This window comes from Streptomyces sp. LMG1-1-1.1, from assembly GCF_040815545.1.
In the GTDB taxonomy this organism is placed as follows: domain Bacteria; phylum Actinomycetota; class Actinomycetes; order Streptomycetales; family Streptomycetaceae; genus Streptomyces.
On the sequence record NZ_JBFPNH010000026.1, the window covers coordinates 29,755 to 43,960 of the forward strand.

General features: G+C 72.4%; 13 protein-coding genes. 6 read left to right on the top strand and 7 right to left on the bottom strand.

All coding sequences use genetic code 11. The features are described from left to right. Nucleotides 1–57: 57 nt before the first annotated feature. Nucleotides 58–1,635 (top strand): IS200/IS605 family accessory protein TnpB-related protein, encoded by a 1,578-nt coding sequence (locus MRBLMG1_RS15245; protein ID WP_414721584.1) that lies wholly within the window; start codon nt 58–60, stop codon nt 1,633–1,635. A gap of 52 nt (nt 1,636–1,687) precedes the next feature. On the opposite strand, the gene MRBLMG1_RS15250 is transcribed toward MRBLMG1_RS15245, so the two are convergent. After that, entirely contained in the window at nt 1,688–2,473 is a 786-nt protein-coding gene (locus MRBLMG1_RS15250; RefSeq protein WP_367824539.1) for a VOC family protein, read from the bottom strand. Nucleotides 2,474–2,800: 327 nt separating this feature from the next. Between MRBLMG1_RS15250 and MRBLMG1_RS15255 the strand changes: the two genes are divergently transcribed. Then, nucleotides 2,801–3,448, top strand: a complete 648-nt coding sequence (locus tag MRBLMG1_RS15255) for a TetR family transcriptional regulator (RefSeq protein ID WP_055642901.1) — start codon at nt 2,801–2,803, stop codon at nt 3,446–3,448. A gap of 127 nt (nt 3,449–3,575) precedes the next feature. Here the strand turns inward: MRBLMG1_RS15255 and MRBLMG1_RS15260 are convergent, their stop codons facing one another. Next, complete coding sequence (locus MRBLMG1_RS15260; RefSeq protein WP_367824540.1) at nt 3,576–4,046, bottom strand: nitroreductase family deazaflavin-dependent oxidoreductase; 471 nt, start codon at nt 4,044–4,046, stop codon at nt 3,576–3,578. Beyond that, nucleotides 4,047–5,384: an acyl-CoA dehydrogenase family protein gene (locus MRBLMG1_RS15265; protein WP_367824541.1), complete on the bottom strand. Its 1,338-nt coding sequence runs from the start codon at nt 5,382–5,384 to the stop codon at nt 4,047–4,049. It lies immediately after the preceding gene. Nucleotides 5,385–5,490: 106 nt separating this feature from the next. On the opposite strand from MRBLMG1_RS15265, the gene MRBLMG1_RS15270 reads away from it, so the two are divergent. From MRBLMG1_RS15270 to MRBLMG1_RS15280, 3 genes are all read left to right on the top strand, one after another. Then, entirely contained in the window at nt 5,491–6,654 is a 1,164-nt protein-coding gene (locus tag MRBLMG1_RS15270) for a thiolase C-terminal domain-containing protein (protein ID WP_367824542.1), read from the top strand. A 108-nt stretch (nt 6,655–6,762) separates the two neighbouring features. Beyond that, nucleotides 6,763–8,043 carry an FAD-dependent monooxygenase gene (locus MRBLMG1_RS15275; protein WP_367824543.1) on the top strand — a complete coding sequence of 427 codons (1,281 nt, stop codon included), beginning with the start codon at nt 6,763–6,765 and terminating at the stop codon, nt 8,041–8,043. After that, complete coding sequence (locus MRBLMG1_RS15280) at nt 8,040–8,693, top strand: pyridoxine/pyridoxamine 5'-phosphate oxidase (RefSeq protein ID WP_367824544.1); 654 nt, start codon at nt 8,040–8,042, stop codon at nt 8,691–8,693. Before MRBLMG1_RS15275 ends, MRBLMG1_RS15280 begins: the two co-directional genes overlap by 4 nt. A gap of 65 nt (nt 8,694–8,758) precedes the next feature. Here MRBLMG1_RS15280 and MRBLMG1_RS15285 read toward each other — a convergent pair whose 3' ends face one another. The 4 genes from MRBLMG1_RS15285 to MRBLMG1_RS15300 all read right to left on the bottom strand — a co-directional run bounded on the left by MRBLMG1_RS15285 (nt 8,759) and on the right by MRBLMG1_RS15300 (nt 13,469). Then, nucleotides 8,759–10,639 (bottom strand): AMP-dependent synthetase/ligase, encoded by a 1,881-nt coding sequence (locus tag MRBLMG1_RS15285; RefSeq protein ID WP_367824545.1) that lies wholly within the window; start codon nt 10,637–10,639, stop codon nt 8,759–8,761. 70 nt (nt 10,640–10,709) lie between these two features. Then, nucleotides 10,710–11,384, bottom strand: coding sequence for a TetR/AcrR family transcriptional regulator (locus MRBLMG1_RS15290; RefSeq protein ID WP_367824546.1), 675 nt, complete (start codon nt 11,382–11,384; stop codon nt 10,710–10,712). A 105-nt stretch (nt 11,385–11,489) separates the two neighbouring features. Continuing rightward, nucleotides 11,490–12,830 carry a dicarboxylate/amino acid:cation symporter gene (locus MRBLMG1_RS15295; protein WP_414721585.1) on the bottom strand — a complete coding sequence of 447 codons (1,341 nt, stop codon included), beginning with the start codon at nt 12,828–12,830 and terminating at the stop codon, nt 11,490–11,492. A 372-nt stretch (nt 12,831–13,202) separates the two neighbouring features. Next, nucleotides 13,203–13,469 (bottom strand): DUF4229 domain-containing protein, encoded by a 267-nt coding sequence (locus MRBLMG1_RS15300; RefSeq protein ID WP_367824548.1) that lies wholly within the window; start codon nt 13,467–13,469, stop codon nt 13,203–13,205. 187 nt (nt 13,470–13,656) lie between these two features. Between MRBLMG1_RS15300 and MRBLMG1_RS15305 the strand changes: the two genes are divergently transcribed. Beyond that, entirely contained in the window at nt 13,657–14,190 is a 534-nt protein-coding gene (locus tag MRBLMG1_RS15305; protein WP_367824549.1) for a GNAT family N-acetyltransferase, read from the top strand. Nucleotides 14,191–14,206: the final 16 nt, after the last annotated feature.

Below are 14,206 nucleotides of genomic sequence, written 5' to 3' on the forward strand. Positions count from 1 at the left end.
GGCGTGAAGCCCACCGCGCGGATCCAACCGCCCTTCGTGCCCCAGGGGCCGTCAGGCGTGACGATCCGCACTCGCCTCAACGGCCTCACGCCCACGGACGAAAAGGTCCTCGCGCTGGTGGGTGCACATCTGGGCTCCCTCGCGTCGCGGGACCTCAGGGCCCGTTGCAACGAGGGGCTGAGCCATTCGGCCGAGTCCTGGGCCATGCGCAAGCGATCACTGACGCCGATGTCGTCGTCACGCTGGGCGGGAAGCCTGACGAGGGCCACGCATGACCAGTGGGCGCTGGCCCGGCGCTCTCAGCTCGCCCACATCAAGCGGCTCGAGGCCGGGATCGGGATGATCCGGCACCGGCTTTCCCAGCCGATCAGAGCGAAGGGGACGAAGAAGGCCCCAGGCGGGTACCGGTCGAAGCACGAATGGTTCGTGAAGTCACGACGCCTCGGAGTACTGGAGGAGAGGCTGGTAGCCGCGCGGACCGATTGGGAGGCGGGCCTCGTGCGGGTGGTGCGCGGCGGGAAAGGACTACTCCACACCCGCCACCACCTCGAAGCGGCACGAACCGACGAGGCTCACTGGCGTACGCGGTGGGAAGCAGAGCGCTGGTTCTGCCAGGCCGACGGCGAGTCGGGCAAGCCGTTCGGCAACGAGACCATCCGCGTCGCCCCCGACGGCGAGGTCAGCATCAAGCTCCCGGCCCCGCTCGCGCCCCTGGCAAACGCACCTCGCGGCCGGTACGTACCCGCGGGGCGGGTGCGGTTCGCACATCGGGGTCAGGAGTGGACTGATCGGGTCCGGGCGAACAGGGCGGTGGCCTACCGCATCCACTACGACGCGCAGCGCGGGCGCTGGTACCTGACCGCGTCCTGGCAGATCCCCCCGGCTCCCGCCGTCCCCCCGGCCATGGCACTATCCAGCGGCGTGGTCGGCGTGGACATGAACGCCGACCACCTCGCTGCCTGGCGCCTCGACACCCATGGCAACCCGATCGGCCGCCCCCGACGCTTCCCCTTCACCCTGAACGGACCGGCCGGACACCGCGACGCACAGGTCCGCCACGCCCTCACCCGCCTCCTCCGCTGGGCACAGGCCTACGGCATCCGCGCGATCGCGGTCGAAGACCTCGACTTCACGATGGAGAAGACACGGGAGAAGCACGGCCGCAAACGCCGGTTCAGGCAACTCGTCTCCGTCATGCCCACCAGCGGATTCAGGTCCCGGCTGACCTCCATGGCCGCCGCCCGCGGCATCACGGTCATCGCCGTCGACCCGGCCTACACCAGCCGCTGGGGCGCCCAGCACTGGCGGAAACCGCTCACCGGCGAGACCCGTAGGACCACCCGTCACGACGCAGCCGCCGTGGCGATCGGACGACGCGCCCAAGGGCACCCGATCCGGCGACGGACGGCACCGCCCCCGCAGCACCGGAGTGATGCTGCGGGGCATCGGACCGTCCAGGCCGGACCGGGCGCCCTCGGGCGTGAGGAACCCCGCCGCCGCGATCCCGGACCACGGACACGATCCGTGCCGCCCGGACGCGGAGCGAACGCGGGCGACCAGCGTGCCCAAGACCGTTCGGTGCACGCGGCTGAGCAAGGGGCCTGGCGACAGGACCCCCTGCTGCTCGGCCTCTAGGAACGGTGTCACAGGTCATTTCGGCGGCGGGCGGGTGGCTGCCGTGGGGGGGTTACTCCGGGGGTTTGGGTTCGGAGAGGACGGCGAAGCGGGCGCCCTGGTTGTCGTGGAGGACGGCGATGCGGCCGTGGGGGGTGTCGAAGGGCGGGGTGGCGATGCGGCCGCCGAGGCGTTCGGTCGTGGCGCAGGCGTCGTCGCAGTCGTGGACGGCGAAGTAGACGAGGATGTGGCCGGGCATCTCGGCGGGGAAGTCGTCGGTGATGACGGCGCGGCCGCCGAAGGCGGTGTCGTCGCCGGGGCGGGAGCCGGGGGGCGACCAGACGCGGTAGTCGAAGGAGGCGTCGCGGCCTTCCTCGGCGGCGTCGGCCTGGCGGCCGAGGTAGCCGAAGACGGTGGCGTAGAAGGTGTCGACGGCGTCGGGGCGGCGGGTGTACACCTCCATCCAGCAGAAGGCGCCCGGTTCGTTGGTGGTGGCGAAGCCGTCGTCGTCGCCGGCCTGGCGGAGGCCGAAGACGGCGCCGCCGGGGTCGGCGGCGAGGGCGAGGACGCCGAAGGGGCCGACGGGGTAGGGCTCCATGACCATCTGGCCGCCGGCGGCCTTGATGCGGGTGGCGAGGGTGCCCGCGTTCTGGGTGGCGAGGTAGAGGGTCCAGGTGGTGGGCATGCGGCCGTCCCGTTTGGGGACGAGTCCGGCGACGCGGCGCCCGTCGAGGAGGGCCTCGTCGCGGTCGGCGTCGAAGGTCCAGCCGAAGAGCTCGCCGTAGAAGCGCTTGCCCGCTTCCAGGTCGGGGAGCTGTGCGTCCACCCAGCTGGGGGTGCCCTCAATGCGTACGGCCATGACTCCACGCTAGGACGGCGGAGGCGGCCCCGCACGGCCCGCGCGGGGGCGGTACGGGTGGGAAGGGGTGTTTACGGGGCCTTTACGGGCCTGCGACCCTTGGGGTGACTGGGTTGTCCACCGAAGTTGTCCACAGGCTGTTCATAAGCCTATTCGGGTGCGGAGCTCCCCCGGTCCCCTGGAGAGCGCCGGCAACCTGGCTTGAACCCGCCCCCGCGCCCGGGCCCGCGCACCCGCGCCCACCTCGCAGAACGCCCCGGAGCGGGTCCGCACCCCATTTGCACTCGGCCGAATCGCGCGCCGATCGCCCCTCGGTAAGCTGACGGCATGACAGGACAAGTACGCACCGTCGACGGCCGCGTGGCCGGACGACGCGGCCAGGCGACGCGGCAGAAGCTGCTCGACTGCCTCGGTGAGATGCTCAGCTCCTCGCCCTACCGGGACGTCAAGGTCATCGATGTGGCCCGGAAGGCGGGTACTTCACCCGCGACGTTCTATCAGTACTTCCCGGACGTCGAGGGAGCGGTCCTCGAGATCGCGGAGGAAATGGCCAAGGAGGGCGCCGGGTTGACCGAGCTGGTCTCCGGCCGCTCGTGGGTCGGCAAGGCCGGCTGGCAGACCTCCGAGGAACTCGTCGAAGGCTTCCTGGACTTCTGGCGGAAGCACGACGCGATCCTGCGGGTCGTGGACCTCGGCGCGGCCGAGGGGGACAAGCGGTTCTACAAGATCCGCATGAAGATCCTGAACTCGGTCACCAACTCCCTCACGGACGCGGTGAAGGAGCTCCAGGCCAAGGGCAAGGTCGACAAGGAAGTCAACCCCGCCGCCATGGCCGGCTCCCTGGTGGCGATGCTGGCGTCGGTCGCCGGCCACCAGAAGGGCTTCCAGACCTGGGGCGTGAAGCAGGCCGAACTCAAGCCCAACCTGGCCCTGTTGGTACATCTGGGCATCACCGGCAAGAAGCCGACCAGATAGCCCCGTCCGCCCCTTCACCCGTCCTGTCGTCGACGCCGGCGGCGGCCCGCTCCCCGATCGGCGGAGCGGTACCGCCGTCGGCGTCGCCGTGTCCGGGACAGACCGGAGCCGGACGGCCGGCCCCCGGTCACCTCCGGGTCAGTCGGAAGAGCCGGATCTCGCGCTCCACCCGTGCCTGGTAGGAGGCGTACGGGGGCCAGAACTCCAGGGCGGACCGCCAGGCGGCGGCCCGTGCCTCGCCGGCGAGGAGTTCGGCGTGTACGGGGATGTCCTCGCCGTGCCAGTTCACGTGCGCGTCGGGGTGGGCGAGGAGGTTCGCCGTCCAGGCCGGGTGGCCGGGGCGGCCGAAGTTGGAGCCGATGAGGAGCCAGCCGCCGTCCGGCTCGGGCATGCAGGCGAGGGGGGTGACGCGGGGCTGCCCGGTCTTGGCGCCGCGGGCGGTGAGGATCACGCCGGGGAGCATGCGCGCGCTGAGCAGGACTCTGCCCCGGGTCAGCCGGTGCACGGTCCGGTCCATGGCCGGGATGACGTGCGGGGCGATCCTGGCGAAGGTCCGGGTGGAGGACACCTTCTGTACGAGTCTCACGCCGACGGGCATCTACGCCGCCACCTCTCCGAAGAGTCCGGTCCGTTCGGCGGCACGGGCGCGCAGGCTCCGGGCCGGGCCGAAGAGCAGTTCGTCGGAGGCGGCCCGCTCGAAGTAGCGGTGCGCCTCGTGTTCCCAGGTGAGGCCGGTGCCGCCGTGCAGCTGGACGCTCTCGCCCGCGGTGGTGCGGAGGGCTTCCAGGGCGTGGGCGAGGGCGAGGGGGCCGCTCTCGGGCCCTGGGCCGGGTTCGCGGGCGGCGCAGTGGGTCAGGGAGCGGGCCGCTTCGACCTGGACGTGGAGGTCGCCCAGCCGGTGTCCGGCCCCCGGGAGGGGGGTCGCGGGCCGGCCGGACCGTGCGGGGGAGGCGAGGTGGGCGACCGTGCGGTCGAGGGCCTCGCGGGCCGCGCCGACGGCTTCGGCGGCGAGCAGGACGGCGGCGGCCCGGCCCGCTGCGGCGAGGGCGCCGAGGACGTCGGCGGGTTCCTCGCCGAGGAGTTCGGCCGGGGTGTCGCGGAACTGGACGGTGGCCTGGGCGCGGGTGGGGTCGAGGGCGGGCTGCCGGGTGCGGACGAGGCCGGGGGCGCCGTCGGTGCCGGCCCGTACGAGGAAGAGGAGGGTGCGGCTGCGGGCGAAGCCTCCGGTGTGGGCGGCGACGACGATCAGTCCGGCGCTGTGTCCGTCGAGGACGCGGGTGGCCTCGCCGTACAGCCGCCAGCCGGCGTCGGGCGTGCGGGCCGCTTGGATGCCGCCGGCCCGGCCGCCGCCCGACCAGTCGTGTGCCGCGTTGTCGCCGGTGAGGCCGAGGGCGAGGGCGAGAGGTCCGGGGACGGCGAGGGCGCAGGTCAGGCTGCCGTCGGCGAGGCGCGGGAGGAGTTCGGCGCGCTGGGCGGGGGTGCCGAGCGCCGTGAGGAGGGGGGCGGCGAGGACGGTGGTGGCGAGGAGCGGGGAGGGGGCGAGGGTACGGCCGGTCTCCTCGCAGGCGAGGGCGAGTTCGGCGAGGCCGCGGCCGGCGCCTCCGTGTTCCTCGGGGAGGGCGAGTGCGGTGAGGCCGAGGGTGCCGGACAGGTGGGTCCAGAGCGCGGTGTCGTATCCCTCGGGGGTGGCGGTGGCCGCGTGGTTCCCGTCGGGTCCGGCTCGTTCGGCGAGCAGTTCCCGCAGGGTGCGGCGGAGTTCCCGCTGCTCTTCGGTGAGCGGGGCGGCGAGCGGGTCCCGTCCCGCGGCGCGTGGCTCCCTTCGCGCGGCGACCGGGTCCCGTGGCGCGGGGGGCGGGTCCGCCTGAGCCGTGGGGGGCGGGGCGGCGAGCGGGTCCGCCGGCGAGGCGGTGAGCGCGGCGTGATCGGCGGCGTCCATGGGGCTCCCTCCGTATCTGACGGTGCGTCATGCTAGGGCGGTGCGGGGTCGGTTGCCCAGAGAACCGCCGGTCCCGATTCAAAGAATCTGATGTACCGTCAGATTCATGCCCATCACACGCAGCGCCCGCCGTGTCGCCGTCGTCGGGGTCTCCCTCTCCGACTGCGGCCGTGTCGACGAGGCCACCCCCTACGCCCTGCACGCCCAGGCCGCCCGCCGCGCCCTCGTGGACAGCGGCCTCGACCGCTCGCTGATCGACGGCCTGGCCTCGGCGGGGCTCGGCACCCTCGCCCCGGTGGAGGTCGCCGAGTACCTGGGCCTGCGCCCCCGCTGGGTGGACTCGACCGCCGTCGGCGGCGCCACCTGGGAGGTCATGGCCGGGCACGCCGCCGACGCCATCGCCGCGGGGCACGCGAACGCGGTCCTGCTGGTGTACGGCTCCACCGCCCGCGCCGACATCCGGGCGGGGCGCCGCACCGCGAACCTGTCGTTCGGGTCGCGGGGCCCGCTCCAGTTCGAGGTGCCGTACGGGCACACCCTGATCGCGAAGTACGCGATGGCCGCGCGCCGTCACATGCACGAGTACGGGACCACCCTGGAGCAGCTCGCCGAGGTGGCCGTCCAGGCGCGGGCGAACGCGGCGCTCAATCCGGAGGCGATGTTCCGGGACCCGATCACGGTGGACGAGGTGCTCGGCGGGCCGATGATCGCGGACCCGTTCACCAAGCTGCACTGCTGTCTGCGCAGCGACGGCGGCTGCGCGGTGCTGCTGGTGGCCGAGGAGTACGTCCAGGACTGCCGCACGGAGCCGGTGTGGGTGCTCGGCACGGGCGAGCACGTCTCGCACACCACGATGTCGGAGTGGGAGGACTTCACGGTGTCGCCGGCGGCGGTCAGCGGCCGGCTGGCGTTCGAGCGGGCGGGGGTGTCCCCGGCGGACGTCGATCTGGCCGAGGTCTACGACGCCTTCACCTACATGACCCTGGTGACGCTGGAGGACCTGGGGTTCTGCGCGAAGGGTGAGGCCGGCGCGTTCTTCGCGGAGAAGGACCGGCTGCCGGTGAACACGGACGGCGGTGGGCTCTCGGCCTGCCACCCGGGGATGCGGGGGCTGTTCCTGCTGGTGGAGGCGGTGCGGCAGCTGCGCGGGGAGGCTCCGGGGCGGCAGGTGCGGCGGCCGGACGGCTCACTGCCGGAGCTGGCGGTGGCGTCGGGGACGGGGGGCTGGTTCTGCTCCTCGGGGACGGTGGTGCTCGGCCGGGGCCGGTAGCCGCCGAAGAATCTATACAAGCGTCATAGACAACCGTGTAGGACATCCGTATAGTCATGTCTGCGGGCAGGGAGAACGGCCCGCAGACACCCGACAAGGAGTCCTGCCGTGAACAGCAACGCGAGCGACACCGCCCGGCCCGCCGCCAAGACCGTCCTGATCTCCGGCGCCTCGATCGCCGGCCCCGCCCTCGCCCTCTGGCTCCACCGCTACGGCTTCACCCCCACCGTCGTCGAGCGCGCCCCCGAACTCCGCACCGGCGGCTACAAGGTGGACATCCGCGGCACCGCGATCGAGGTCTGCCGTCGGATGGGCGTCCTCGACGAGATCCGGTCCAAGTCCACGGACATGCGCGGCGGTTCGTACGTCGACGGCGCCGGCCGCACCATCGGCGAACTGCCCGCGGACATCTTTGGCGGACGCGTCGAGGAGGACGACGAGATCATGCGCGGCGAGCTCGCCCGGATCCTCTACGACCGGACCCGCGACGACGTCGAGTACGTCTTCGGCGACTCGATCGCCGCCCTCGCGGAGGACGCGGACGGCGTCACCGTCACCTTCGAGAGCGGCACCGTCCGCCGCTTCGACCTGGTCGTCGGCGCCGACGGACTCCACTCGAACACCCGGAAGCTCGCCTTCGGCCCCGAGGAGCGGTTCAAGCGCCACCTGGGCGCGTACATCTCCATCTTCACCGCCCCCAACCACCTGGGCCTGGACCGCTGGGAGACGTACCACGCGCTGCCCGGGAAGCTGGTCTGCGTCTACAGCTCGGCCGGCGAGGCCGACGCGAAGAACCTCTTCATCTTCTCCTCGCCCGAGGAACTCCCCCACGACCCCCGGGACGTCACCGCCCAGAAGCGCGCCCTCACCGACCGGTTCACGGGCGACGGCTGGGAGATCCCGCGGCTCCTCGGGCACGCGGCGGACGCCGACGACTTCTACCTCGACTCCATGTCCCTGGTCGAGATGGACCGCTGGTCGAAGGGGCGCGTCGTCCTCCTCGGCGACGCCGCCCACTGCGCCTCCCCCGCCTCGGGACAGGGCACCGGCCTGGCCCTCACCGGCGCGTACGTCCTGGCCGGCGAGCTGGCCAGGGCCCACGGCGACCACACGGTGGCCTTCGCCCGCTACGAGGAGCGGATGCGGCCGGGCGTGGAGCAGAACCAGCGCATGGCCGAGGGCTTCGTCAAGGAGATGACCGTCGGCTCGAAGTGGAAGATCGCCCTGCGCATGCTCATGGTGCGGACGCTGCCGAAGACCCCCTGGAAGAACCTCATCGCGAAGAAGATCCGCGACGGCATCCAGGCGGCGGCGAACGCGGTCCCGATCGAGGACTACGCCGCGCCGACCGGCGGCGCCGCCGCCCCGCGCCCTAACGTGGCCGTATGACCGACTTCCACCGCACCCTGCTCTCCCTCCGGGTCTGGGACACCACGCTCCCCTCCTTCGACCCGGCGGGCGCCCCGCCCGAGCCCCTCGCCCTCTTCCACGACTGGTTCGCCGAGGCCGTCGAGGCCGGCCAGACCGAGCCGCACGCGCTCTCCGTGGCCACCGTGGACGAGGACGGCAGGCCCGACGTCCGTACGGTGCTGCTGCACGACGCCGACGAGCGCGGCTGGCACTTCGCCTCCCACGCGACCAGCGCCAAGGGCCGCCAGCTCGCCGCCCGCCCCGAGGCCGCGCTCGGCTTCTACTGGCCGGCCCGGGGCCGCCAGGTCCGGGTCCGCGGCCACGTCGCCACCGGCACCCCCGAGGAGTCGTACGCGGACCTCCACGCCCGCAGCACCGGCGCCCTCGCCTCCGCCCTGGTCAGCCGCCAGAGCGAGGTCCTCGACTCCCTCGACACCCTCGCCGAGGCGAGCGCCGCCGCCTGGCGCCGGGCCGAGGCGGAGCCGGACGCCCCCGCCCCGACCTGGGTCCTGTACGTGGTCGAACCGGCCGAGGTCGAGTTCTTCCAGGGCGACGAGCGGCGCCGCCACGTCCGCCTCCGCTACCGCCGCGAGGCCGACGGCTGGACCCGCGAACTCCTCTGGCCGTAAGGCACGTCGGACCCGTCGGGCTCGTTGGGCCCGTTGGGCCCCGGTCCGCCGACGCGGCCGAGCGCCTATTCGGCTCCGGGGCCGTACATCTCCTCGATCTCCCGGGCGAAGTCCCGCAGGACCGCCCGCCGTTTGAGCTTGAGGGACGGCGTCAGGTGGCCGGAGCTCTCGGAGAACTCGGCGGTCAGGACCCGGAAGGCGCGGATGGACTCGGCCCGTGAGACGAGGCGGTTGGCGTCGTCGACGGCCCGCTGGACCGCGGCGAGCAGGTCCGGGTCCCGGGCCAGCTCCCAGAGCGCCAGGTGGTCCTTGTGCCGCATCCGCCGCCAGTGGGTGAGGCCCTCGTGGTCCAGCGTGACGAGGGCGGAGACGTAGGGCCGGTCGTCGCCGAGGACGAGGCACTGGGCGACCAGCGGGTGGGCGCGCAGCCAGTCCTCCAGCGGGGCCGGGGCCACGTTCTTCCCGGCCGACGTGATGATGATGTCCTTCTTGCGGCCGGTGATCCGCAGATAGCCCTCGGCGTCGAGCGAGCCGAGGTCCCCGGTGGGGAACCAGCCGTCGTCGGTGTACGGCAGGGCCACCCCGCGCTGGGCGTCCCAGTAGCCGGCGAAGACGTGGCCGCCCTTCAGCCACACCTCGCCGTCGTCGGCGATCCGGACGGACGTCCCCGGGAGCGGCCAGCCGACGGTCCCGGTGCGCGGCCGCTGCGGCGGGGTGACCGTGGAGGCGGCCGTGGTCTCCGTCAGGCCGTACCCCTCGAAGACCTCGACGCCGGCGCCGGCGAAGAACTCGGCGAGCGGGGCGCCGAGCGGGGAGCCGCCGCAGATCACGTACTTCACCCGGCCGCCGAGCGCGCTCCGGATGCGCCGGTAGACCAGCGGGTCGTACAGGGCCCGGGCGGCCCGCAGGGCGAGCGAGGGCGAGGGCTGCCGCCCGTACCGGCGGGCGATGCGGGCGGCCCGGTCGAAGGCCCCGGCCTTTCCGCCGCGTTCGGCGGTGGCGCGGGCGGTGTTGAAGACCTTCTCCAGGACGTACGGGATGGCGAGGAGGAACGTCGGCCGGAAGCCGGCGAGGTCGGTGAGGAGTTCCTCGCCCTCGACCGAGGGGGCGTGGCCGACCCGGACCCGGGCGCGGACGCAGCCGACGGACACCATCCGCCCGAAGACGTGGGAGAGCGGCAGGAAGAGCAGGGTGGCCGCGGGTTCCCTGCTCTCGGAGACGAAGACGGGGTGGAGGAGCCGGACGGCGTTGTCGACCTCGGCGAAGAAGTTGGCGTGGGTGAGGGCGCAGCCCTTGGGCCGGCCGGTGGTGCCGGAGGTGTAGATGAGGGTGGCGAGGGTCTCCGGGGTGAGCAGTCCCCGGCGGGCGGTGACGGCCTCGTCGGCGACGCGGGAGCCGGCTCTGCGGAGTTGGTCGACGGCGCCGGCGTCCAGGACCCAGAGGTGGGCGAGGCCGGGGGCCTGGCGCCGTTCGGCGGAGACGAGCCGGGCCTGTTCGGTGTCCTCGACGACGCAGCCTGCGGCGCCGGAGTCCTGGAGGATCCAGCGGGTCTGGAAGGCGGAGGAGGTCGGGTAGACGGGGACGGTGACGAGTCCGGCGGCCCAGGCGGCGAAGTCGAGCAGGGTCCACTCGTAGGTGGTCCTGGCCATCAGTGCGAGCCGGTCGCCGGGGCGCAGGCCGTGGGCGATGAGGCCCTTGGCGACGGCGTGGACGTCGGCGGCGAAGCGGGCGGCGGTGACGTCGTGCCAGTGGCCCTCCGCGTCCTTGCGGGAGAAGAGCGGCGTCTCGGGGTCCTGGCGGGCGTTGTCGTAGGGCAGGTCGGCGAGGGAGCCGCGGCGCACCACGGGGACGAGCGGGGGGACGGTGACCTCCCGCACCTGCCCGTCGACCAGCGTCTTGTGCGGTTCGACCGGTTCGGTCCCGGATGCGGCGGTGGCGACGGACACGTGCGGCTCCTCGGTTATCGCGATGAACTGAGGTCGTGCGTCGGTGCGTTGCGCCCTGGCGAAGCTTTAACTAGCCGGTAACCTTACTGTGCGGTAAGGCCCGTCGGGGAGACCATCGTTCGCTTTTCATGAGGTTCCCGAGCCCGGCCCAGGCGAAGTTCATGAGCGTCGCCGCCGCCTCCCGCGCGGTCACCCCCGGCGTCTCGTTCGCCCAGCTCGCCAGGGACTCGGCGGACCCGACCAGCGCCTGGGCCAGCGCCGCCACGTCCCGCACGGTGATCTCGGTGCCGCCCCGTGCCTCCCGCGCCGCCTCCCCGATCAGCGCGGCGACGAAGTCCGCGATCTCGTCCCGCATCCGCGCCGCCTCCGTCGCGAAGGGCTCCCCCTGCGTCCGCGCCTGCCGGCTCAGCACCACCCACGCGTCCGGGTGCTCCGCCGCGTACGTGAAGAAGGCGAGCAGCCCCGCCCACAGCCGCTCGTCGGGCGGCAGGCTCCGGTCCTCGACGCCGGCGGCCACCGCCGCGAGCAGCTCCCCCGCCTCGCGCCGGATGCACGCGGTGAAGAGCTCCTCCTTGGAGTTCAGGTACAGGTACACCAGGGGCTTCGACACCCCCGCGAGCTCCGCGATCTCGTCCATGGACGCGGTCTGGTACCCGTGCCGCGCGAAGCACCGCACCGCCGCGTCCAGCATCTGCCGCTCCCGCACGGCCCGCGGCAACCGCCGCGCCTTCACCCCGTCGGCCATGGCGTCCACCCCTGCTTCCAAGATCCGCCGGATGCCCCGCGAAAGCGTACGTGCCCCCTGCCCGGACGGGGGCAGGGGGCACGTGGACCTACGGGGCCGTACGCGTCAGGCGGCGGCGGTGACCGCGACCTTCTGGTCGGTCTCGCCGATCTCGACGAGGTCGTCGATCGGGGAGGCCGAGGCGTTCTCGTACGCGGTGTGGTCGAGGATCTTCTCGCGGGCGGAGACGATCACCGGGACGAGCGCCTGGCCGGCGACGTTGGTGGCGGTCCGCATCATGTCGAGGATCGGGTCGATCGCCATGAGCAGGCCGACGCCCTCCAGGGGCAGGCCGAGGGTGGAGAGGGTCAGCGTCAGCATGACCGTGGCGCCGGTGAGGCCGGCGGTGGCGGCCGAGCCGATGACGGAGACGAAGGCGATCAGGAGGTAGTCGCCGATGCCGAGCTGCACGTCGAAGATCTGCGCGATGAAGATCGCGGCGAGCGCCGGGTAGATCGCGGCGCAGCCGTCCATCTTGGTGGTGGCGCCGAACGGGACGGCGAAGGAGGCGTACTCCTTCGGGACGCCGAGGCGCTCGGTGACCTTCTGGGTGACCGGCATGGTGCCGACCGAGGAGCGGGAGACGAAGGCCAGCTGGATGGCCGGCCAGGCGCCCTTGTAGAAGTGGAGCGGGTTGACCTTGGCGACCGTGGCGAGCAGCAGCGGGTAGACGCCGAAGAGGACCAGGGCGCAGCCGACGTAGATGTCGGCGGTGAAGGTCGCGTACTTGCCGATCAGGTCCCAGCCGTAGTCGGCGATGGCGAAGCCGATGAGGCCGACGGTGCCGAGCGGGGCGAGGCGGATGACCCACCACAGGGCCTTCTGGAGGAGCTCCAGGATCGACTCGGAGAGGGTGAGGATCGGCTTGGCGCGGTCGCCGAGCTTGAGGGCGGCGATGCCGGCGACGGCGGCCATGAAGACGATCTGGAGGACGTTCAGCTCAGTGAACGGCGTGATGACGTCCGTCGGGATGATGCCGGTGAGGAAGTCGATCCAGGAGCCCTCGCGCTTCGGCAGCTTGCCGTCCTGCGGGGTGAGGCCGGTGCCGGAGCCCGGGTTGGTGATCAGGCCGATCGCGAGGCCGATGCCGACCGCGATCAGCGAGGTGATCATGAACCAGAGCAGGGTGCGGGTGGCGAGCCGGGCGGCGTTGTTCACCTTCCGCAGGTTGGTGATCGACACCAGGATCGCGAAGAAGACGAGCGGGGCGACGGCCAGCTTGAGCAGCTGGACGAAGATGTCGCCGACCTGGCCGAGGGTCTCCTTCAGCCACGAGACGTCCTGGCTGCGGGCGACCCAGCCGAGCAGGGCGCCGAGGACCAGACCGGCGATGATCTGGGCCCAGAAGGGGATCTTCGGTATGCGGGACGAGGGCTTGGCCTCAGGCGCGTTCGCGGGCGCGGACACAGACACACTCCACAGGTGCGTATGGGGACGTACGAGGACGGGGTGCGGCACGCACGCGCTCGGGCGCGGGCCGCTGCATGATGCCGGGGAGGTCAGGACTCGCGGCGACAGACCGCGGACATACAGCGGCACAGGTCGACGTGCAGGCGCGCCACGAGCGGGATGCTCGCGGCATGAGAGGGGCGCACTGCTGTCGTCATGTCGAACACGTTAACACTTGAACTTTGAGAACCTCAAAGCCATTCTTTGGGGCGCGAGAGCCCCGTTTCACCTCCGAAACGCAGAACACCCCTGGCCGGCGCCTTGGAAGGCCCTGCCAGGGGTGGGTGTCTGTGAGGAAGCTTACGCAGCCTTCACGCCTCGTGTACGGCGCTACAGCGCGTCCTCCTGCGACCGGTTCTCGGCCAGTCGGCCCTTCGCGCGGTCGACCCTCGCCACGACATCGGCGCTCGCCTCGTCCCGCACCTTGCGCAGGAGGACGAAGCTCAGCGGGGCGGAGACGACCAGGGAGAGGACGAGGACCCAGAGGAGGTTCGAGTCGCCGAGGCCGCGCGGCAGCACACCGGCGTAGACGAGACCCCACAGGGCGAGGAAGCATCCGGCGAAGATGCCGAGACGCATCAGCGTGTAGCGGAGCATGTCAGCCCACTCTTCCGTTCCGACGTTCCGAAAAGTACCCAAGATCCCATACGGGACAAGCGCACCTCCAGTGAAGCACGGGGCGGGAGGCCGGCCGGGAGCGGGGGTTGCACGGCCGCGGAAGGGGCGCGCGTCCACGGGTCGGAATCCCTTGAGGCCCTCGATGCGTAATAGCTAGACTCGCTCCATGTCCCTTACCTTCGAGGTGGACCCGGCCGTCGACCCCGCCCTGCGCGACGGCGTCCTCGCCCTCTGGGCCGACGTCACCAACGCGGGCGGCGCGGTCGGGTTCGTGGCTCCCGCCACCCCCGACGACATCCGCCCCGCGCTGCTCAGGCACGTCGTCGCGATGGCCGAGGGCCGCACCCGCCTCCTGGTCGGGCGCGACGGGGGCGGCGAGATCGCCGCCACGGCCTTCTTCACCTTCAACACCCATCCGCTGATGGGCCACTGGGTGTGGCTCTACACGGTGATGGTCCACCCCCGCCACCAGGGCAGGGGATACGGCCTCGACCTCATGGCGGCGGTCGAGCGGGCCGCCCGTACGGCCGAGGGGTTCGAGGAGATCGAGGCGATCCGCCTCACCTGCCGGGGCGGCCTCGGCCTCGAAGGCTTCTACGCCCGCGCGGGCTACAAGGAGGTCGGCCGCGTCCCCGGAGCGATCCGGGTGGCTCCGGGCGACGACCGCGACGACATCGTGATGCTGCTGCCCCTGACCTGAGGGGCGTACGGACGTC